Below are 20,880 nucleotides of genomic sequence, written 5' to 3' on the forward strand. Positions count from 1 at the left end.
GGAGGTTTGACTAAACTGGGCGACGTGGCTCAATTCAGTAAGACAGCGAAGGTGCGGAATCAACTCTGCTTTCGGTCAAAACACGGCCATCGCACCACTTGCGGTTGCCCACGGCTCACCCGATTGCCCAGTCCGCAAATTGCGCTTTCACGAAACGGACGAGTCGAAATCCAGACCTCGAAAAGTGCTCAATCCTAGTGATGAATGGGATCACAAGGGTCTTGCCTGGCGTGCGGTCGCCTGATCGAACACCAACTGTTCAGAGCGGAGCTCTTGTGAGCGGTTTCTCCCCCAAACCGGCAGGGTGCGGTAGAATTCTGTCAGTCTGCCTAACGTGATTTTTTGAGCGCACCTGATCCCCGCGACGCCATGACGACGCCCCTGCCGGACGCACAACCCGAAGACGCGCTTGCACCGGACGAGTTTCTTCCGGTGCGCGCGACGACGGTAGTGCCCGGGTCGCCCATGGATGACTGCCTGCGGGCCGCCTTTGAATTCAGTGCGTCGCCAATGTTGGTGGTACGCGCAGCGGATGGGCATGTCTTGACGACAAATGTCCGCCTGCGGGAGTGGATGGCAACCGCCTCGCCGCGCGCTTCCTGCCACGCGATCGAAGAATTCCTGACGAACGAATCATGGCTCGAACTGCGACGGCTCCCGACCGACCTGACTGGGCTCCCGCGCACGACTTCCGTACGGTTACGTTCGTCCGATCAAGGAATTCCTGAAATAGCCGTGTCCGTGCATCGTCATGGCGAGCCCGGCGATGAAGCGTTGCTGATCGTATTTCCGGCGACCTTCGATGTGATCGTGCCGCCGCCAGCCAACGATGTCGATCCGTTGACTGGCCTGACAAATCGCAATGAATTCGATCGACGGCTCAAGCTGGCCATCGAACGCGTTCAGCGCGAGGGCCGCCCGCACTTTGCGCTGCTGTTCATCGATCTCGACGCGTTTAAGCCGGTCAACGATCAATTCGGCCACGCCGTGGGGGACCGCGTGTTGGCCGCTGTCGCTCGACGACTGGCGGCCGGCGTGCGACCGGGTGACGTGCTCTCGCGCCGCGGCGGTGATGAGTTCACCGTCCTCGTGGATTCGATCGACGAGGCCGGCGAGGCCCGGCGCATTGCCGAACGACTTTGGTCGCGCGCGATGGAGCCGTTCGAGGTCGACGGCCATTTCCTGCATGTCGGCGCCAGCATCGGATTTGTGCTGGGAGATGGTACGATCGACAACCCCGCGGCCATGATCGAAGCGGCGGATCGGGCGATGTACGCCGCGAAGCGCGCCGGACGGCCGATGGTTCACTCCGTCAAGTAGAGGATTTCGCAGCAATATGCCTCCTGCTTCGCGACGCGTGTTGGTGACCGGCGGCGCCGGCTTTCTCGGGTCGCATCTTTGCGACCGCTTGATCGCCGACGGTCACGAGGTGCTGTGCCTCGACAACTTCTTTACCGGCTGCAAAGAAAACGTCGTCCACTTGCTGGGGAATCCTCGCTTCGAGTTGATTCGGCACGACGTCGTGGAGCCGATCTTGCTCGAAGTCGAATGGGTCTTCAATCTCGCATGCCCGGCGTCACCCATTCACTATCAACACAACCCCATCAAGACGATCAAGACCTCGGTCGTCGGTGCGATCAACATGCTGGGCCTGGCCAAACGGGTCGGCGCACGCATCTTGCAAGCCAGCACCAGCGAGGTCTACGGCGACCCCGAGATGCATCCGCAGCACGAATCGTATTGGGGACGTGTGAATCCGATCGGCATCCGCGCCTGTTACGACGAGGGGAAACGCTGCGCCGAGGCGTTGTTCATGGACTACCACCGCAGCAATCGCGTCGACACGCGCATCGCGAGGATCTTCAACACGTATGGTCCGCGGATGGCGTTCGACGACGGCCGCGTGGTGAGCAACTTCATCCGCCAGGCGCTGTTGGGAGAACCGCTCACCATCTACGGCGACGGCAGCCAGACGCGATCGTTCTGCTACGTCGACGACCTAGTAGACGGGCTCGTCAAGTTGATGGACTATGATGGCGGCGACTGCCACGAACCGCACAACTTGGGAAATCCCGTCGAATTCACGATGCTGCAACTCGCGGAAATGGTGCGAGACCGCATTCAACCGGGCCTGGCGATTGAGCGTCGGCAGCTGCCGCAAGACGATCCCAAACAACGTCGCCCCGACATCGGCCGCGCCGAACAGCATCTCGGCTGGCATCCAAGCATCGGTTTGGAAGCAGGCATCACAGCGACGATCGCCGAATTTCGACAACGCGTACCTAAGTAACGTCATCTTCGCCAACCTGCTCATCTTGAACTGAACTCGCGAGTGCCATCACGTGTCCCTGACGAAACTGACTGCCGAACCGATTATCAGCGTATCCGGATTGCGGGGCGTCATCGGCGAATCACTCGACGGCGATGTGGCGGCCCGGTTCACCGCGGCGTACTTGACGACGCTCCCGGACGGGCCCATTGTCGTGACGCGCGACGGCCGCGCGAGCGGTCCCATGTTGGCGGCGGCGATCGAGCAAATGCTGATCCGCCACGGACGCGTCTGCCTGCAAGCGGACGTGGCCGCCACGCCGACCACGGGCGTCCTAGTGCGTGAGCTCAAGGCGGCCGGCGGCATACAGATTTCCGCCAGCCACAATCCGCCGCAGTACAACGGGATCAAGCTCTTCTCCGGCGCGGGTCAGGTGATCTCCGCGCAGGATGGCAAGCAAGTCATCGACCAATACCGCGCTCATGCCGCGCCGGCGATCGCCTCCACGCCGGGCAAAGTGGAGCGCGTTGCCGATCCACATGCCAAGCATCTGGAACTGGTGCTGGACATTGTGGATGTGGCGGCGATTCGCGCACGGAAGTTCAAAGTGCTGCTCGACGCGAATCACGGGGCCGGCGCCGCCCTCGGCAAGCGATTGCTGGAAGCACTGGGCTGCGACGTGACCGTGCTGGGAGCGACACCGGACGGACAGTTTGCGCACTTGCCGGAACCGATCGCCGAAAACCTGGCGGGCGTGTTGAAGCACGTGACCGAAATCGGCGCCGACGTCGGCTTCTGCCAGGACCCCGACGCCGATCGGCTGGCGATCATCGATCGGGACGGTCGCTATCTTGGCGAGGAATACACGCTGGCCCTCTGCGTCGACCATTGGCTGCGATCCCATCCGGGCCCGGTAGTGACGAACTGTTCCACGAGCCGCATGACAGAGGATCTGGCCAAGAAGTATGGCGTTCCGGCGTTTCGTTCGCCGGTCGGCGAGGCCAACGTGACCGCAGTGATGAAAGCCCAAGGCGCGGTCATCGGCGGCGAGGGGAGCGGCGGCGCCATTCATCCCCAAGTCGGTTACGTCCGCGACAGCTTCGTCGGAATGGCGCTTGTCTTGGACGCAATGGCAGCGCGCGAACAATCTGTAGGTGAACTTGCGGACGCCTTGCCGCGCTACGCGATCGCCAAGACCAAGATGACAATGTCGGCGGACCAATTGCCGACGGCCTTCGCCAAACTTAAGAGCCATTTCAGCGAAGCCAAGGCCGACGAGATGGACGGCCTCCGATTGGATTTCCCCACCAAATGGCTCCTAGTCCGCGGCAGCAACACAGAACCCATCGTCCGCGCGGTGGCGGAAGCGCCCACGGAACCGGAAGCACAAGAACTCTGCGCTACGGCGCTCGAAGTACTGCGCCAGTCGTAGGTCAGGCTTTCCAGCCTAACTTGCTTAGCAAACGACGTCGACGGCAGCCCCAGTCAGGCTGAAAGCCTGACCTACGGCGAGTCACTTCCACCGCGGCACCGGTTTGATCACCTTCGCCGGCACGCCGGCCGCCAGCATGCCGGCCGGGATATCCCGGATCACCACCGACCCCGCCGCGATCACCGCACCAGCGCCGATCGTGACGCCCTTCAGCACCGTCACGTTGCAGCCGATCCAGACGTGGTCTTCGATCACGATCGGCGCGGAGTTCGGCTCGAAGGTTTCGCCATCGAAGCTCATGTGGTGCAGATCGCAATCCAGGATCGTGCAGTTCCAGGAGATGGCACAATCCTTGCCGATCGAAATGCTCTTGTGCGCCATGATCCGCGTCTCGTCCCAGACTCGCGTATGATCGCCGATCGTCAGCGGCACGATCTCGCCGGCTTCGTGGCTCACCGCTTCGATATAGACATTGCGGCTCAACTTCGTGAGATGGCCCAGCTCAATCCTCCCGCCACGGCATTGGCACCGCACCTTGGGATGCACAACCGGCCAACCAGGACTGCACCCGCGCAACCGCCACCAAGCGCCGCGCGCAAGGCCGAGCACGGCCGCTATTTGCTTACCTGGATGGTACTGAAAAAACTGCTGCCACTTCATATAGGAAATCGGATTTGGAACCGCGAAAGACGCAAAAGTACGCGAAAAGGAGAATTGGAAATGTTATGTCCACGGAAGAACACGAAAGCAGTTGAGCTTGATATTCCGTATCTTTCCGCGCATTCCGTGGACTGCTTCATCTCCCTTTTCGCGATCTTTCGCGTTTTTCGCGGTTACTTTGGTTTACGCGGTGAACAGGCGTTTGTGTTGGCCGGGGACGCCGAAGACGAGCGTGTGCGGCTGCGTGTTTTGGCTGACCAGTGAGTTGGCGCTGATCTTCGAATGATGTCCCACGCGGCGGGACGGCGTGACCGTGGAGTGCGTGCCCATGAAGACTTCTTCCTCGATCACGGCGAACCCGTTCAACGTGGCGTAGGGACAGAGCACGCTGTAGGCGCCGACGTGCGCGTCGTGCCCGCAGGAGGCATAGAAGTTTAGCATGGCGAAATCGTCCACGCGGACGCTGTCGCTGACCGTCACAAACGGGCAGATCACCACGCCAGTCCCGAGTTTCGCGGTATTGCAGACAATCGCCGTGGGATGAACCAGCCGCTCGAATTGCGCGCCTTTCGCCACGAGGGCGTCGATCAACCGGCGCTTGACGTCGATTAAGCCGATCGCGAACAGCAAGCGATCGTTGGCCTGCGGGACGTAATCCATCGGGTCGCCGATGATCGACGCCTTGATCTCAAAGCCGTCGAGGTCCGTCGGCTTGGCCGACAGAAAGCCCTTGATGCGATACTGTTCCGCGGCAAAACAATCCCGCGCCCAGTGATACATCTCGCGGCCAAACCCGCCGGCTCCGACAATGACAAGATCTAGCACGAGGCACCTGGGAATGAGCGTTGATACTATCTTAACCGCGGAGAGGCCGAGACGCGGAGGAAGGAGTGGAGTTTGAAGTTTTCAGTGTTCAGTTTTCAGTATTTGATCGCGGCGCTCATTGCGATTCATCTTCTCTCTCCTGCTCCGCGTCTCAGCGCCTCTGCGGTTCAAACGGAAATACGTCACACCGTCGAACCGCCGTCGATCGTGATGACCTGACCGGTGATGAACGCCGCTCCCGGAGAGAGCAGGAACTCGACGCAGGGGACGATGTCCGCGGGTTTGCCGAGTCGGCCAAGTGGCGTGCGTCGAATGATCTGGTTGCGTTGATGGTCATTGAGGCCGTGCGACATTTCGGTTTCGAGGTAGCCCGGTGCGATGGCGTTGACGCGGATGTTCTTGGGGCCGAGTTCCCGAGCGAGTCCCAGCGTCATGCCGATCTGTCCGGCTTTCGTCGCGGCGTAGGCGGACAGTCCGGAGAAGCCGCGTTTGGCGATGATCGAACTGATGTTGATGATCGAACCCGCGCCGGCCAGCAACATGATGCGCGAACATTCTCGCGCCAAGAGCAACGACGCGCGGAGGTTGATGTCGAGCATCTGGTCGATGCGATCGTCGCTCATCGTGGCCAGCACGCCGTCGTGCGCCAGGCCGGCATTGTTCACCAGGGCGTCGATGCGGCCGTACTTCTCATGCACGGCCGTAACGAACGTCCGCATCGCGTTGGAGTCCGTCGCGTCGACTTCGCGATAGAACAACCGCTCCTGGTCGATCGCCTGCAATTCGTCGATCGTCGCGGTCCGTTTGCGGCTGAACGTGGCGACGATATCGCCCAGCGCATGAAAGCGCCGTACAAAGGCTTCGCCCAGGCCGCGGCTTCCGCCTGAGATGATGATTACGCGTGGCGACAAGATTCAAGCTCCTCCCCGGGCAATTTTTCCGGCGTCATTCACGGCTAGCCTCTCGACAAACCGCAATTGCGCTGGCACTTGATATTTCACTAACTCGCGGCGGCAGGCGGCGAGCACCGCGTCGCGCAGACCTTCGGCGGGCGGCTGCGCGGCAGGCTCGATTTCCGCGCCGACCAATTGACCGACGATCGAACTCGGCACCGGATGCACGCGGACTTCGCGCACGCCGGGCACCGCGCGGATGACGCGTTCCACGTCGGCCGGAAACACCTTCGCGCCGCCGACGTTAATGCACTCCGTACGCCGTCCGACAAAATACACGCGATCGCCGTCCTGACGGACCATGTCGCCGGTAGCGAACCACGGCTCGCGCGCGGCGCCTGCTTCTCCGAGATATTCTTTCATCGCCCGTTCGGAGGCGATCCACAATTCCCCGTCGTCGGCGATTTTCAACCGCGTCGGCAACGAAGGATCGTCAAGGAACGACGCCGGGAAACCGGCGCGGCCGTCATTGACGACAAAGCAGGTTCCCATTTCGGTGGAAGCATAGATGTGACTGATTCGCGCCTGTGGAAAGGCAGCTCGCAAGCGATCCAACACGCCCTGATCGACCGCTTCGCCGCCGAGCGTGATCTGCGTGAGCGCGCAACTGGCCAATTCTTCCGAAGTGGCCGCGCCTAACAACATGCGCCAGAACGTCGGGGTGCCGGAGGCAAATTCGACGCGGTCGTCGCGCAGGGAGCGCAAGACGTCTTGCGGATCGCGCGACGCCGGCGCACATAGGGTTCCGGCCGTGGCGATTGATTGCAGCATCACTTGCAAGCCCGCGAATCGCGCCAGGTCGTACGCCAGCAGCCACCGGCGACCCATATTCTGCGCACGGCGACTTACTGCCGCACTGAGACTTTGCCAACTATGCACGGCCGGTTTCGGCGGTCCACTGGTGCCGGAGGTGAACAACACCACGCTGCCAGGCTCGCCAGCTTGTGCGGGTTCGCTCGTTTGTTCAAGGCTCTTCGAGAGTTCATCGCCGACGATCTCGGCTAAGCCGCATTGCGCTCGCAATGCATCGACCGCGGCGGGCGACAGGCTCGAAGGAAGCAGGAACGCGGCTGCGCCGATGCGATCGAGCGCCACCAGTAGCGCGATTTGTCGCTCGGCGCGACGGCAAGCGATGCCGACTCGCTGTCCATGCCATTGCGAGCGGACGGAGGCAATCTGATCGGCTGCCGCGGTCAACTCCGCGTAAGTCCACGCGCCGCCGGACCAACGAACGGCCGTGGAGTCCGCATGTTCGCGCCGGGCGTCGTCGACAAGATGGCTGATCATTTGGCCACGTCCCGCAAGGACTCTTCGTAAACGGCGACTAACTCGCCAAAGCTGCGTACGGCGCCGCGGCCGGAACGGAACGGATCGAGCCCGACGCGTTGTTCCAGCGAGACCGTCATTACGGCCAGGTCCAGGGAATCGAGGCCGATGTTTCCCATCAATTGATCGGCGCTGGCAAAGACGCGCACGTCGCGGCCGGAGTCGCGGAGAATCGTGTTGATCACGTCGGCCACGGTGTCTTGCACAGAGCTTTTCGCTGTAGCTGCCGCGGTGCTCGCGGGCGCGCTTTCGACGGGGAAATAGCGCTCGCGGCGCTGAATCTTCGCTGGCACGCCATAGGCGACGACCTCGTCCGGCAATTCCTCCACAACCGTCGCGCCTGCGCCGACCATCGTCCAAGCGCCGAGCGACAGCCCTTGAATGACGCACGCATTGACGCCGATCCACGTACCCTCGCCAATGCGGACCGCGCCCCCCAAGCTGGCGCCGGGGCAAATCTGCACGAAGTCCCGAAGTTCGCAGTCGTGGTCGATGCTGGCGTTTGTGTTCACGATCACGCCTTGGCCGATGCGCGCTCCCGGATTGATGACCGCGCCGGCCATCACCACCGTTCCAGCGCCGAGGTGTACGCCCGCGGCCACCACCGCGCGGGGATGCACCAGGCTCTTCATTCGCCAGCCTTGCTGCGCGAAGCGTTCCGTCGCCGACTTGCGCGTCTGTGGATTGCCGATGGCGACGATCAACTCGCCCGCCGCGCGGTTTAGAGCTTCCGCTGCGGTGAAGACCGGCAACCCGGCGAACTCCGGCGCGCCGACTTCACTTTCAATGAAGCCTTCGACCGTGGCGCCAGTCCCCCGCGCGATATCCAGCACTACCTTGGCGTGTCCCGCAGCACCGAAGATGAACATCTCGAACTTTCCTATCGACGACTCAAGACCAGAAAAACGTTAGCCGAGGTCTGTGACCTCGGCCGGATCATCCACAACCGCGCCCCATCCAGTTTAGTCCACAATCTCCCGCACCAATTCGAACGCTTCCGCCGCGTGGGCGTGGATGGTCGATCCCCGTAAATGTGCCAATGCCTTCAGGCATTCCAGCGATCTGGGACTGGGCGGTTGCTTGAGTTGGCTCGCATAACAGGCCATGGCGTCGAGCTTGCGTTGCAACTGGCGTTCGATGTTCACGAACACGGTGGGAAAGAACATTGCCCCGTCGATCGGTGGCGTCCATTCGGTTTCCGACAGCGTCTCGTAACAGAGTATCTTGCGCACCGGGCAATTCGCTAGCGGGCGCGCGGCCACCAGGCCGGCATGGTAGACATGTCCGTGATCGGCATGGATATCGCCGTGATGCGGCAAGTACAGCACCGAAGGCTGCAGCTCATGAAACACTCGCGACAGCGCGTCTGCCAACTCATGCCGGGGCACGGTGTCGAGCCGCGGCGCAGGGAAGTCGAGAAACCGCACCCCCGCGACTCCCAGCACGCGATGCGCTTCGGCGAGTTCCGCTCGACCGCGCGCCACCAACTCCGCGGGAAACAACTCCGGAATCCCACGCGTGGCGATGACGACGTGTACTTCCGCCCCTTCATCGGCGTGCCGGGCCATGACCCCGCCGCAGCCGAGCACTTCGTCATCCATATGGGGCGCCACGACGACGACTCGCATCACGATGGCGCTCCGGCCGGGTGCAACTGGGCTTCCAACAGCGCGACTCGCTCCCGCAGCGATTCGACTTCATGGTGCAGACGGACGACTTCATCCTCCAGATCGACGCCGAGCTTCACGCCGACGCTCAACCGCGCCGCTGGCGCATCGGCCGGCCATTCCACTACAGTGAGCCAGAGCAATCCATCGCCGCATTGAACGAGCGCGCCACGTTCGGCATCAACGTCCAGAATTCTCCCCGGCACGCCGCGGAACGGCGTCGTGCGATCGACTTCCGCGCGCCAAAGGATGAGTTTTCGCCGGCGGACAAAAGTGTAAGCGCCGGGATGCGGCCGAGACGCGGCGCGAATCAAGGCGTGAATGCGTTCCGCTGAGTCGCGCCAATCGATCAGGCCGTCTTCCGGACCGCGTTTGCCGTGATAGCTCGCAAGTGCATCGTCTTGAGGCCCCGGGTTCCATTCGCCATTTAATAAACTTGGCAGCCAGCGATCCAGGGCGCGATCCAAGGCGTCTTCGGTTTTCGTGACGACATCTTCGGCGTAGTCCGCCGACGTGACATCGAAGGGCTCTTGGACGAGGATCGGTCCGGAATCCGCGCCGTCGTCCATCAGGAAGAACGTCGCGGCGCCGGGCGTGCCGTCGAGCGTCAACCAGGCGATGGGCGCCCGGCCGCGTCCCTTGGGTAAATGTGTTGGATGAAAGCCCACGCAACCGCGCGTTGGGACAGCCAAGAGCTCTGGCTTCACAAGTTGTGACAACCCTACGACGAACAACAAATCCGGCTGCCAAGCGCGGACCTGCTCGATAATTTCCGGGGCGTTGATGTTGCGGAAGGTCGAGCAAGGTACATTGGCCTTCGCCGCCTCGTCCGCTAATCGCGCGAATCCGCTCACTTGAGGAGCGATTTCGTCCGTCAATTCCAATACGCCCACGACCGCAGCGCCATGGCGCAACAGGGCTTCGAGCGTGCGGCGCGAACTGCCGACGCTGCCTGCCAGCACGATTCTTGGCGAAGCGGCCTGATTCAAGTTCCAACCCCGTTTGGTTTCGACAGCCGTTGTAGGAAGCGTTCTTCGCCGCGAAGGATGACGCCGATGGTTCTGAGGAGAATCGCCACATCGAGTGCCAGCGATACGCGTTCGACGTAGTCGACATCCCAGTCCCAGCGCTCCGGCCAGGAGAGATAGGTATTGCCATTCACTTGCGCCAGCCCGGTCAGTCCTGGCCGCACCAGCAACCTGCGGCGGCTATGTTCGTCATATTCCTCGATCTGTCGCGGCAACGCCGGCCGCGGCCCCACGATCGACATCTCGCCTGATAAGACATTAATCAGCTGGGGCAACTCATCGATCTTGAAACGTCGCAGCCAGTAACCCACGCGGGTCACCTCGGCGTCACGACCGTAAATCTCTTTGTCCGGCACACGCGGCCAATCGGTCATCGTGCGAAACTTGTACGCCCGAAAGGTGCTTCCGTTCCGTCCCAGCCGATCCTGCAAGAACAGGATCGATCCCCGCGAATCCAAGCGCACCAGCAACGCCACGATTGCCAACAACGGCGCGCTCAGCAGCAAGATCGGCAAGGAGATCGCAAGGTCGAGGGCGCGTTTTCCGATCGTGGAATACATTTGGGAGTTTGAAGTGTTCCGATGCGAGGAGTTTGAAGTGTTCAGTTTTCAGTATTTGAGTACATCGATTCTTCTGAAAGCGACATTCCGAACGCGTGCAGCTTTCTACGTGGGCGCCGAGTCCAAGCACTGAAAACTGAAAACTGAAAACTGAAAACTCCTCCGCCGAACACTTCAAACTGAAGATCAAGCCGACGTCCGCTCCCGCTCCCCGGAAATTTCGTTGATCAGCTCCTTCGCCCAGTTGCTCTTGCTGAAGTTGCTGGCGCCCCCTTCTTTGAGGAACTTGACGTTGCTGTACCGGGCTTCGGTGTAGTTCTCGACATCGCCGTTCGAGATCGCTTCCAGCACCTGCTGGATGCCCATCGCCACGGTCCATTGCGGCTCGAAGCCGAGCTGCTTGCGAATCTTCGCAAAGCTGACGCGATAATTCCGCTTATCGGTGTCGTCGGAGTTGATCAGTAACTCCGCGGCCAGGACCTGTTCGTGAACCATCTTGTCGATGTCGGTGATCGTGTAGTTCTGCTCGTCCGAGCCGACGTTGTAGATTTGGCTGCCCACTACGTCGAGTGGGGCGTCGAGAACCTTTGCCACGGCCAGCGCGGCGTCGTCGACATGCACGAACGGGCGCCATTGATCGCCGCCAAAGACGGTAATCTGGCCGTCCATCTTGGCCTTGGCCGTCAGCAGGTTCACCACCAGGTCGAACCGCGTTCGGCCGGAGAGGCCGTAAATCGTGGCGAAACGCACGATCGACGGGCGGAAATCGTCATTCGCCATGCCGAGCAGCACTTTTTCGGATGCCAGCTTGGTGTGGCCGTACAGCGAGATGGGGCGCACCACGGAACGCTCGTCGAGCGTTTCGTCCGTGGCCCCGTAGACGGAACAAGTGCTGGCAAAGATGAAACGTCCCACGCCGGCGCTTTTGGCCAACTCGGCGATCATCCGCGTCGCGGACAGATTGACGTCAATCGTCAAGTCTTCGTCCAGGCTGCACGCAGGATCGCCGACGATGGCGCCTAAATGCACCACGGCGTCGACGTCCTGCATCGCTTCGACAACTTTTTCCACATGGCGGAAGTCGCCGTGAATGATCTCCAACTTCGGGTGATCGAGCAACGCCGCGATCGGTTCTTCGCCAAACAGAAGTTGGTCCAGCAGGCGAACTTGATAGCCTTTGTTGAGCAACTTGGGGAGCAACGCCGAACCGATGTAGCCGGCGCCGCCAATCACCAGAATCCGCTTTTCGCCGCGACGAGCCCGCAACTCGGCGTCTTGTTCCGGCTGAACATAGCGTTTCCACGCAGAACTCCACAATCGGGCGGCGATCATAAACACGATCGTCAGCACCCAGGCCATGACATATGCCCCGCGCGACGTCAGTCGCATTTCGCCGAACAGGAACGGGACCATGAACCCGTAGATCAGATAGCTCAGACTGACCGCTTGGGCGATGATCGCTGCCTTGTAGCGGCTCTGGTAGGCGCGGCCGTAGGTATAGAAGCCGCTCAAGTAGAACACGGCCAGGCAGATCAGCGTGATCGCCCAGCCGTTGCTGGCGAAGTCGCCGATCAACTCGGAGAAGCGGCTGTCGGCCAGGGGCGATGCGTCGCGCTTTTGGAACAACGTGGCGACCACAAAGCGCAGCGTGAGCGCCGTAAGCAGCGCCAAATGAATCAGCGCGGCGTCGGCCGCCATGCGGAGAATCGTGCCCGCTGAAAACTTGAACCTCGAAGGTAACACGCGTTGTCGCTCCCGGTTGTGGACTTTCTCGCTTCGTTGCGATCGGCGCTGCCCTTCCGCCACCGCGACGATTTTGGCCGCCTACTTCAACTTCAATTTCATTTTCATTCCACCAACGCCCGGCCCACTGCCGCGGCGTGTTCATGGATCTGTTGGATGGCCCGGCAAATGCCGATCACCACGTCGTCATCCATTCTGGACCAGATCGGCAGGCTCAAACTCACGTCTGCCAGCCAGTTTGTATTGTGCAAAGTTTCGGCGGAAGGAGCAAATCGCCGGTAAGCGCTTTGCTGATGCACCGGCGGCACCCAGTATTGCCGATTGTCGACGTTGTCGTGTTTGAGCGCTTTCGCCAGTTGGGGGGCGGTAAGGCCAAACTCCTGCGGGTTCACTGTAATCGAGAAGTCTTTGTACGAGCAGCGATCACCGGGAAGAATGGTCTGGTAGCCCAGGCCCGGCACCGTTGCCAATTCGCGTTTGAACAATGCCACCAGCTCCTGCCGACGCTGCACCCCTTCCTCCAGCAACGTCAAACTACGCAGACCAACCAGAGCGTGCATTTCGCTCATCCGGGCGTTCAGCCCCGGGAACCGCGTGTCGTAGACCGGCACCATGCCATATTCACGTCCCACGCGCACATGCTCGGCCAGGTCGTCGTGATTCGTGGTGACAATGCCGCCTTCGCCGGCGATCAGCAGTTTGGTCGGGCTGAGGCTGAAACATTGAGCGTCCCCTTGTCCGCCGACCGGCTTGCCCTGATAAAGCGAGCCAAAGCCGTGCGCGGCGTCGTAGACGACTTTCAGGTTATGCCGCTTGGCGACTGCTTCCAGCCGGTCGCAATCGACCGGATTGCCGAAATTATGTACGGCGACGATGCCGGTCGTCGCGGGCGTGATCGCGGCTTCGACCGCCTCGGGGTCAATGCACTGAGTGTCCGGCAACACGTCCACGAACACGGGCCGGCAGTTGTTCCAGATGAGCGCGTTGACTGTGGCCATGAAGGTGAAGCTGGGGACGATCACGTCGCCTTTCAGCCCCAGGCCTTGGTAGGAGAGCATCAGCGCGCTGGAACCGCTGGAGACCGCGAGCGCGTGTTTGCAACCGAGATGCTTCGCGACGGCTTCCTCGAAGGCCCGGAGATACTTGCCGCGGGTCAGCATCCGCGTTTGGAACATGTCTTCGAAGTCGGGCGCCAATTCCGCAAAGCTGGGGAGCGCCGGCCGCACGATCGGAACCAGTTCCGGAAACAGCGGCGCGCCCCCCAAAATGGCCGGAAGCGTCGCGGGGGCCGACGTGGGCTGACTCATGCGTAACATCTCCGCGGTGGTTTCAAGGAAGTGACGCGTTACGTGGGACCAATCGTCCCCAACGGTGATTTTGCCAGGATATCCACGAACTTTCGAGCCGTGTGCTGCCGGCGATGGTTCGATTGCAACCTTCGTGCCACCGTCCACAGGGCAGCACTTCGGCCGCAGGCAAATCCCTATGTGATGGACATTTGCGGTGGCCCGGCATGCTCGCGCTCACGTTCGATCGAGCACGAGGAGGTGGTAAAATCTCCCCAGCGCTGTGGATTCCCTGCCGCGTGCCCGGCGCGCAGCCCCTCCGGCGATTCCAGATTTACTACGCCTGGTGAGCGCAAATAGTTTGACAAGATTATTACTCGTCCGCCAATCCAATTCGATCGTCGCCGCGTATCGATTCTGCGGGCGAGCGGCGCTTGTTCTGCCGGTTTCGCTCGCTAAATGATTGTGGCGGCGGAGTGGCCTCGGTTAGACTGAAAACTGGCTGGCTCACGGGCGGAACCGGCTCATCAGCGGCTCTTCTGATTCTCGTCGACGGCTCGCAATAAGGGGCGATTGCGTGAGTGTTCCATTAGTGCCGAGGCAAGCGAAATCGCACGCGGCGGAGTCGCCGCCCGCCCGTAAGCGACAGATTTCCCGGCGGGAATTGCTGGGTATCGCCGGCGCGGTCGTGGCGTCGATGGTGCTATTCCAGATCTTTCGCTGGGTCAGCGGCGGCACGGACGTAGCGCCCACGGGTTTGCCGGAGATCTCTTCCCGGGAATTGGACGCGGCCGCCGCCAAATGGAAGGCCTTGGGCCCGAAAGACTATGACCTCGAGATGACCGTGGTCAGCAACGCAAATAAGTCCGACTACCTCCTCGAAGTGCGAAATGGCGAAGGTAAGCGCCTAGTCCGGAACGAGATCGAAAGCACTCGGGCGGACGAGTTGGCGCAGTGGACGATTGAAGGCCAAATGGCGCAGATTGCCGCGTATATCGAACGCGACACTTCCGTGGCGGCCCGGAACGCTGGACAGCAGATGATCAACGTCGGCAAACTCGACCCGGACCTCGGCTATCCGCTCGAATACTCGCGGCAAGGGACCGGCGACCAAACCAAGTTTCACATCACGGTCACCAAATTCCAACCGATCGAACCGTAGCGGGTTGCGCCAAAGTCAGGATCCGATCAACCCTTCCGTTCGACGCAGCGCCTGCGCCGTTAAGGCGGTTCCAGGCTGGAACTGTTTGACAGATTTTTTGTACGCGCGTATCGTGAGACTCATGGCCTGAGGCTCATTCGGATCCATGGATCGGCACACGGTGAAGCGTGGCTCGCCGTTCCTCGCTATTCAGCGTCGGCATTCCTTCCCCACTAACAGTGATTCGCCTCCATGAATAAACCCGCGACCGCTGCCGTGGCGCCTGCGACCGCCCAGCGCAGCATCACCGATCCGGATCAAATCTTGCCGTTTTCCATGCTGATCGGCCTCAGCGTGCTGCTGCTGATTGGCTTCGGCAAGACGATTTTCGACCTGTCGGACTATTGGTCCGATCCCCAGTACTCGCACGGCTATTTGGTGCCCTTATTTTCCCTGGTCTGGTTCTACCTGCGCTGGGAACCGATTGGCGACGTGCCCACTTGGGAACGCTGGTCGGGCGCCGCGCTCCTGGCGTTCGGGCTGGGGACCTGGCTGTTCGCCTCCTATCTCGGCGTTCCCTACATCGAGATGGTGGCGTTTTTGCCCTGCATCATTGGCGTCTTCCTGCTCGTGGGGGGCGTGAAGATTTTGCGTTGGGCCGGGCCAGGACTGGGCATGATGATTTTCATGTACCCGCTGCCCGGCTTTCTGAACCGGGCGTTGCTGGTTCCTATGAACAAGTTCGCCACGATCGCCAGCACTTTCTGCGTGCAGACGTTGGGCATCGCTTCGTACCGCACCGGCAATACCATCAAGTTGCTCGGCCAGGACCTGAACGTCGTCGACGCTTGCAGCGGCCTCCGCATGGCCACGATCTTCCTGGCCATGGCGGTCGGCGTGGCGCTGTTGATCGAGCGGCCGATGTGGATGCGCCTGTTGGTTGTCGCCAGCGCGCTGCCGATCGCCATCATCACCAACATGATCCGCATCGTGGTGACCGCCATCCTCTACAGCTTCGACTTGGGAGACTCCGCCCAGGCCGTGTTCCACGATCTGGCCGGCTACATCATGCCAATCATTGCCCTCGGGTTTTTGTTCCTGTTCCTGCAAATCCTCGACAACCTGTTTATCACCGTGGAAACCGCGAAACCCAAGCTGGGCGCCGTGGGCCTGAAGCCGGCCATGAAGTTGAAAGGCTCAGGGGCGTAGCGGATGTTGATGAACCACCACCGGGACGTTGCGTAGAATCAACATTCGGAATAGTACGGCCGGTGCCACGAAGGCGAAGAAACGATAGACGCGAGAGGACTTACGGCATTTTTCGGTACTTAGGCGTTGGCCTGGCATGTCGGTTGCGAACGACCTGTCGACGGGCCGAAACCTCGAGAACCGATCGTTCGGCGATTGAACCGCTCATCGAACTGCTCACTTTTGGGAGACTCGACAGGTGCTACCTCCGCAATCCAGCGACGCTCCAGGGACTAGCGTAGTGCCCTCGAAATCCGCGGACGGCGCCGGAAATGGCGCCGGCACGCTTGTGCCCATCGGGCCGATGTATCCCATGCCCAGCCATTTGGCCTGGCCGGGCGCCGCGCCGGTGCGGCCGTCGTTTTTGACGTCTGGCCCCGACCCAATCACGTTGTTGCACGCCCTGCGGCGTCGCTGGTTGCCGGCCCTCGCGTGCGGCCTCGTCGCTTCCTTGGCCGTGGCGGCGCTGGCCTGGTTCTTGATTCCGGCCGATTACGAAGTCCAGGCCCTGTTCGAGGTGCAGCAGCAGGACAAAGGGGACATCATGGATGGTGCCAGCGGCCGCGGCAGCCGTGACGAGCACGACCTGTTCAAGAAATCGCAGCTGACCCTGGTGAAGAGCCCGCTGGTGCTCCAGGCGGCGCTGCGGCGCGAAGAAATCGCGCAGTTGCCGAGCATCAAAGCGAATCGCAACGATCAGGTGCGGTTTCTCAACGACGAGATCATGGTGGACTACCCGGGCGGCGGCGACATTTTACGCATCCGCATGAAGGGCGAGAACGCCGACGAATTGGTCAAGTTGGTCGACGCCGTGAAGGACGCCTACACCAAGGAAGTCTTGGACAAGGAACGGCAGTTCAAGCAAAGCAAGCGCGATACGCTGCAACGAGAACTCTCGACGACGACCACCAAGCTCGCTCAGAAGTCTAAAGAAGAACTCAACCTCAGCCGAGACTTGAAGGCCGCTAGTTCCGACGCCGTGCAGTTTCAAATGCAGATCATGATGAACGAGTTGCAGGCCCTCCGCCGCGAGGAGCAGGACATGCAACGCGAAATCATCGGTTCCAGCCAGAAGATTGAAGAGCTCAAGGCCGTGAAGGAAAAAGCGGAAAACGCCGAGCCGAGCGCTTACGCCCTGCAACAGGTCTTAAAGAACAACCCAAGTTTCCAGTCGCTGCAGATGTCGATGCAATCCGTGGACGAGTCGATCCGGCAAACAATGTCGGTGATTCCCGACCCCAATAGCCCGCGGGTGCAAGGTTTGACGAAGCAAAAGGCGGACATCGAAGCCCAAATGGACGAGTTGCGTCATGACGCCGCTGAGGAGGCCCAGGAGTTCATGATCGGCACGTCCAAGGGCGCGCTGGAGATCGACCAGCGAAATGCCGAATCCAGTTTGAAATCGCTGCAAGCGCAGCTTGCCTCGCTCCAAGCGGAAGGCAAGAAGATGTCCGAAGACCTCAATCTCTTGGGCGGTAACTCCGCCGACTTGATGGGTATCAAGCAGGAGGTGGAAACGCTCCGTATGCAATGGCAGGAGATGGACAATCAGCTCCGCATGATGACCTTGGAGCTCTCCGGCGACAATTCCCGCGTGAAATTGGTCATGTCCGCCCAGAAGCCCGAGGGGAACGAGTGGATCTTCAAGTACTTCCTCACCGGACTCTGCTCGGTGGGCGCGTTCGGACTGACGATGTTCGCCATCACGTACGGGGAATTCCAAGCCCGCCGCATCAGCACCGCCACGCAAGTGGCCGACGGCTTGGGCATGAAGGTCGTGGGCGCGTTGCCTTGCCTGGCAGGCAACAATGACGTCATGTTGCCGACGATCCTGAATGAATCGATCGATCGCGTGCGGACCCTGCTGCTGCACGCCACGAGCATGGACGGCACCAAGATCGTGATGGTCACCAGCGCCGTCGATCAGGAAGGCAAGACCACGGTCGCCAGCCAATTGGCAGCCAGCCTTGCGCGTTGCGGACGCCGCACGTTGCTGGTCGACGCCGACATCCGTAGCCCGTCGCTGCACGAACTGTTCGACATGCCGGCCGAGCCGGGCTTGTGCGAAGTGCTCCGCGGCGAACTGGAACTCGACGATTCCATTCGCCCCACCCGTCTGCCCGGCCTCTGGCTGCTGCCGGGCGGCCGTTGCGACGGCGAAGCAGTGCAAGCCCTGGCCAAGGATGCCATCGGCGGCGTGCTCGATGGCCTGCGGCCGGAGTTCGACTTCATCGTGCTGGATTCGGCCCCGGTGTTGACCGTGGCGGACTCGCTCTCGATCGGACAGCATGTCGACGCCACGATCGTCTCGGTCCTCAAGGACGTCAGCCAAGGCGCCAAGGTGTTCGACGCCGTCGAACGCCTGCGAGGCGTCGGCATCAACGTGATGGGCGCCGTGGTGAACGGTGAAGCACAAAAGAGCCACCGCCGCCTGATCGACATGCAGCCGGCCGCCGCTTGATTGCTACTAGCCCCGATAGGGGCGACAGACAATAGCCAGGGGTGACAACCCCTGGAAATAGAGGCAAACCAGAATCCCAAGCCCCATCGGGGCGCCACTTTCGACAGCCGCGACCAGCCACCCCGGCCCCTCCCCGAGTCACAACATGAACAAGCAAACCGCGCTCTGGATTCCCGTGGGCGTCGCGGCGGTGATGGTGATCGCCTCGTCGATCGTGCAAGGCTACTGGACGAATCGCTTCGGCGCGAAATCCGACAGCCAGATCGTCAAGGAGTTCGCGCAAAACCTGGAACGCGTGCCCAAGGTGATCGGCGAGTGGGAAGCCGTCGACCACCCGATGAACGCCCAGGAGCAGGAGGTCGCCGGCATCGTCGGTTATGTTTCGCGCGAATACCGTAACCCGCGTACCGACGAATCGGTAACCGTGATGCTGGTGTGCGGCAATTTCCGCAACATCGCCAAGCACGAGCCGACGCAATGCTACGTGGCCGCCGGCTACAACCAGGAGAAGGAAGTCGAGCAATACGAAACGAAGACCAAAACGTCGGTGGCGAATTTCAACACCACGGTCTTCAAACTGGAAGATGAGAAGAAGCTGGAGCGCCTGCGGATCTTTTGGAGTTGGAACTACGACGGCGACTGGGTCTCCCCGACCTACGCGCGTTGGAGCCTGCGGGGTTTGCCGGCCCTGTACAAGCTCTATATCATCAGCCAGGTGCGTCCCGGCGAAGATTTGGAAGGCAGTACGGCGTTCCGGTTCATTCAAGACCTGATCCCGGAACTGGACAAGCGGCTGTTCGTAGCGCCGCCCGCGGAGGGAGCCAAGACGCCCGCAAAGCCAATCGCGGAAAAGCCCGCCGAAAAGGCGTAGGCCCATCAAAAATCGACTGTCTCAAGGGCGGCTGAGCCAAAGCTCATCGCCCTTTTTTTCTGCGCGGATCCCGCCGGGCAGCATGCGCGCGGCGACCTCGCCCGGCGTCTGGACAATCGCCGTCAGCACCCGCCATTCCGAAAAGCCCATGCTTTGTTCCGGCCATTGTTGTTGGCGCCAGAAAATGCGCAGCGTTTCGCTAATTATCAGCGCCGACACGCCGGCCAAGGCACCACAACGAACGACGACGAGCGACGCTTCCTGACGGGACGTCGCCTCGTCTGCCAAGCCGTGGGCAACTGCCAACAGGATCGTCTGCGCCTCGGTCGCCATCGCGGCAGTGCGGCAGATCGCAGGCACGACGTTGGGGCCGTAGTCCTGCTCCAGAATCGGCAAGAGCCGACGCCGGAGCCGATTCCGCGTGAATTGTTGGTCGTCGTTGGTACGGTCCTCGCGCCACGGTTGTCCGATCCCGGCCAGGTATTCGCGGAGTTCCCGCCGCCTGAACTCCAACAGCGGCCGGACAAGCGAGACCGCCGGACCCAGCGACCGCGCACGGGACATGCCAGCCAGGCCCTGCAGGCCAGAGCCGCGCAAGAGTCGGTGCAGCACCGTCTCCGCCTGATCGTCGGCGGTGTGACCGACGGCCACGAAGCGAGCCCCGCGAGCTTCGGCCGTTCGACGTAGAAATCGATAGCGTGCTCTGCGCGCCGCCGCCTCGATTCCCTCGCCACCGCGACGTTCACTCGGCACGTCGACCGCCCCGATCACCGCCTGGAGCGACAGTTCGTCGGCCAATCGCCGTACGAATTCGGCGTCAGCGACTCCGGCTTCGCCGCGCAGCCCGTGATCCAGATGGGCGACGCAAATCGCCTCGGATTGCGAGCCAGCCACGGCCTGCATTCCGCGCACCAGGGCTACACTGTCGGCGCCGCCGGAGACCGCGACGACGGCTCCGCACTCCCACCACTCGCTAGGGGGCCATGAAGCGCTAAGTCGATCAAGGAACGGAGGTTTTTCTGGCATCGGGGTAAAGGATTGCGCTAACTGTGCACCGCCAAGCATCTTATCACGAAACAAACAGCCCCGGAGACGCTTGCGGCAACGGTCGGCACTGGTAAGATGGGGACAGAGATCATTTGACGTTCGTTTGCCAGCGTTTCGCGAAGCATGTGGCCGATAGTGGACGCCGCGGAGGCGAGGCGCGCGACACGGTGAATTGACTCTGATTCGGTTGGCGGAAAAATTGCATTTTTGCGCGGGAGTTGTTCCAGCGATGTATCTGCTCCTGGTCGTGCTAAAAGCCCTGTGCGAGCTGATCAACGACCTCAGACGCGTCCCTCAAATGGAACCGGTGCGTCTCCCTGCCGACGAGCGCGACAGCTCGACGGAATCTGACTCACGGCGTAC

Annotated in this window: 18 protein-coding genes; 7 read left to right on the forward strand and 11 right to left on the reverse strand. The window is 61.4% G+C overall.

Going from position 1 to position 20,880, the window contains the following annotated elements; genetic code table 11:
* The first annotated feature begins 369 nt into the window (after positions 1–369).
* From SGJ19_04645 to glmM, 3 genes are read left to right on the forward strand one after another with little or no spacing between them, the layout of a single operon-like run.
* On the forward strand, positions 370–1,320 hold the full coding sequence (locus tag SGJ19_04645; protein ID MDZ4779520.1) for a GGDEF domain-containing protein: 951 nt from the start codon (positions 370–372) through the stop codon (positions 1,318–1,320).
* A 16-nt stretch (positions 1,321–1,336) separates the two neighbouring features.
* The gene (locus SGJ19_04650) at positions 1,337–2,290 is read left to right on the forward strand and encodes a UDP-glucuronic acid decarboxylase family protein (protein MDZ4779521.1); all 954 of its coding nucleotides are present in this window, start codon (positions 1,337–1,339) and stop codon (positions 2,288–2,290) included.
* Positions 2,291–2,342: 52 nt separating this feature from the next.
* Positions 2,343–3,701, forward strand: a complete 1,359-nt coding sequence (glmM, locus tag SGJ19_04655; protein MDZ4779522.1) for a phosphoglucosamine mutase — start codon at positions 2,343–2,345, stop codon at positions 3,699–3,701.
* A gap of 81 nt (positions 3,702–3,782) precedes the next feature.
* On the opposite strand, the gene SGJ19_04660 is transcribed toward glmM, so the two are convergent.
* The 10 genes from SGJ19_04660 to SGJ19_04705 form a co-directional block, all read right to left on the reverse strand.
* Positions 3,783–4,361, reverse strand: coding sequence for an acyltransferase (locus SGJ19_04660; protein MDZ4779523.1), 579 nt, complete (start codon positions 4,359–4,361; stop codon positions 3,783–3,785).
* 183 nt (positions 4,362–4,544) lie between these two features.
* Complete coding sequence (locus SGJ19_04665) at positions 4,545–5,186, reverse strand: hypothetical protein (GenBank protein ID MDZ4779524.1); 642 nt, start codon at positions 5,184–5,186, stop codon at positions 4,545–4,547.
* 182 nt (positions 5,187–5,368) lie between these two features.
* Positions 5,369–6,097, reverse strand: a complete 729-nt coding sequence (locus SGJ19_04670; GenBank protein ID MDZ4779525.1) for an SDR family oxidoreductase — start codon at positions 6,095–6,097, stop codon at positions 5,369–5,371.
* 3 nt (positions 6,098–6,100) lie between these two features.
* A complete protein-coding gene (locus SGJ19_04675) occupies positions 6,101–7,426 on the reverse strand; it encodes a class I adenylate-forming enzyme family protein (protein ID MDZ4779526.1) in 1,326 nt (441 codons plus the stop codon).
* The gene (locus tag SGJ19_04680) at positions 7,423–8,334 is read right to left on the reverse strand and encodes an acetyltransferase (protein ID MDZ4779527.1); all 912 of its coding nucleotides are present in this window, start codon (positions 8,332–8,334) and stop codon (positions 7,423–7,425) included. Before SGJ19_04680 ends, SGJ19_04675 begins: the two co-directional genes overlap by 4 nt.
* 93 nt (positions 8,335–8,427) lie before the next feature.
* Entirely contained in the window at positions 8,428–9,093 is a 666-nt protein-coding gene (locus SGJ19_04685; GenBank protein MDZ4779528.1) for a PIG-L deacetylase family protein, read from the reverse strand.
* A complete protein-coding gene (locus SGJ19_04690; GenBank protein MDZ4779529.1) occupies positions 9,093–10,121 on the reverse strand; it encodes a formyltransferase family protein in 1,029 nt (342 codons plus the stop codon). The genes SGJ19_04685 and SGJ19_04690 overlap by 1 nt, the downstream gene beginning before the upstream one ends.
* Positions 10,118–10,720 carry a sugar transferase gene (locus SGJ19_04695; GenBank protein MDZ4779530.1) on the reverse strand — a complete coding sequence of 201 codons (603 nt, stop codon included), beginning with the start codon at positions 10,718–10,720 and terminating at the stop codon, positions 10,118–10,120. Before SGJ19_04695 ends, SGJ19_04690 begins: the two co-directional genes overlap by 4 nt.
* A 186-nt stretch (positions 10,721–10,906) precedes the next feature.
* On the reverse strand, positions 10,907–12,463 hold the full coding sequence (locus SGJ19_04700) for an SDR family oxidoreductase (GenBank protein ID MDZ4779531.1): 1,557 nt from the start codon (positions 12,461–12,463) through the stop codon (positions 10,907–10,909).
* Positions 12,464–12,567: 104 nt separating this feature from the next.
* Positions 12,568–13,770, reverse strand: a complete 1,203-nt coding sequence (locus SGJ19_04705) for a DegT/DnrJ/EryC1/StrS family aminotransferase (protein ID MDZ4779532.1) — start codon at positions 13,768–13,770, stop codon at positions 12,568–12,570.
* Positions 13,771–14,326: 556 nt separating this feature from the next.
* Between SGJ19_04705 and SGJ19_04710 the strand changes: the two genes are divergently transcribed.
* From SGJ19_04710 to SGJ19_04725, 4 genes are all read left to right on the forward strand, one after another.
* Complete coding sequence (locus SGJ19_04710) at positions 14,327–14,911, forward strand: DUF6174 domain-containing protein (protein MDZ4779533.1); 585 nt, start codon at positions 14,327–14,329, stop codon at positions 14,909–14,911.
* Positions 14,912–15,142: 231 nt separating this feature from the next.
* The gene (locus SGJ19_04715; protein MDZ4779534.1) at positions 15,143–16,099 is read left to right on the forward strand and encodes an exosortase/archaeosortase family protein; all 957 of its coding nucleotides are present in this window, start codon (positions 15,143–15,145) and stop codon (positions 16,097–16,099) included.
* A 280-nt stretch (positions 16,100–16,379) separates the two neighbouring features.
* Entirely contained in the window at positions 16,380–18,599 is a 2,220-nt protein-coding gene (locus SGJ19_04720; protein ID MDZ4779535.1) for a polysaccharide biosynthesis tyrosine autokinase, read from the forward strand.
* A gap of 145 nt (positions 18,600–18,744) precedes the next feature.
* Complete coding sequence (locus SGJ19_04725) at positions 18,745–19,470, forward strand: exosortase-associated EpsI family protein (GenBank protein MDZ4779536.1); 726 nt, start codon at positions 18,745–18,747, stop codon at positions 19,468–19,470.
* Between the two features lie 21 nt (positions 19,471–19,491).
* On the opposite strand, the gene tilS is transcribed toward SGJ19_04725, so the two are convergent.
* Positions 19,492–20,496, reverse strand: a complete 1,005-nt coding sequence (gene tilS / locus SGJ19_04730) for a tRNA lysidine(34) synthetase TilS (GenBank protein MDZ4779537.1) — start codon at positions 20,494–20,496, stop codon at positions 19,492–19,494.
* Between the last annotated feature and the right edge of the window lie 384 nt (positions 20,497–20,880).

The sequence above is a fragment of the Planctomycetia bacterium genome (genome assembly GCA_034440135.1).
GTDB lineage: Bacteria > Planctomycetota > Planctomycetia > Pirellulales > JALHLM01 > JALHLM01.

What these genes read in the sequence shown, in the direction of transcription:
- SGJ19_04645 (MDZ4779520.1), top strand. Translation starts at nt 370, where the DNA reads ATGACGACGCCCCTGCCGGACGCACAACCCGAAGACGCGCTTGCACCG.
- SGJ19_04650 (MDZ4779521.1), top strand. Translation starts at nt 1,337, where the DNA reads ATGCCTCCTGCTTCGCGACGCGTGTTGGTGACCGGCGGCGCCGGCTTT.
- SGJ19_04660 (MDZ4779523.1), bottom strand. Translation starts at nt 4,361, where the DNA reads ATGAAGTGGCAGCAGTTTTTTCAGTACCATCCAGGTAAGCAAATAGCG.
- SGJ19_04675 (MDZ4779526.1), bottom strand. Translation starts at nt 7,426, where the DNA reads ATGATCAGCCATCTTGTCGACGACGCCCGGCGCGAACATGCGGACTCC.
- SGJ19_04680 (MDZ4779527.1), bottom strand. Translation starts at nt 8,334, where the DNA reads ATGTTCATCTTCGGTGCTGCGGGACACGCCAAGGTAGTGCTGGATATC.
- SGJ19_04685 (MDZ4779528.1), bottom strand. Translation starts at nt 9,093, where the DNA reads ATGCGAGTCGTCGTCGTGGCGCCCCATATGGATGACGAAGTGCTCGGC.
- SGJ19_04695 (MDZ4779530.1), bottom strand. Translation starts at nt 10,720, where the DNA reads ATGTATTCCACGATCGGAAAACGCGCCCTCGACCTTGCGATCTCCTTG.
- SGJ19_04705 (MDZ4779532.1), bottom strand. Translation starts at nt 13,770, where the DNA reads ATGAGTCAGCCCACGTCGGCCCCCGCGACGCTTCCGGCCATTTTGGGG.
- SGJ19_04715 (MDZ4779534.1), top strand. Translation starts at nt 15,143, where the DNA reads ATGAATAAACCCGCGACCGCTGCCGTGGCGCCTGCGACCGCCCAGCGC.
- SGJ19_04725 (MDZ4779536.1), top strand. Translation starts at nt 18,745, where the DNA reads ATGAACAAGCAAACCGCGCTCTGGATTCCCGTGGGCGTCGCGGCGGTG.
- tilS (MDZ4779537.1), bottom strand. Translation starts at nt 20,496, where the DNA reads ATGCCAGAAAAACCTCCGTTCCTTGATCGACTTAGCGCTTCATGGCCC.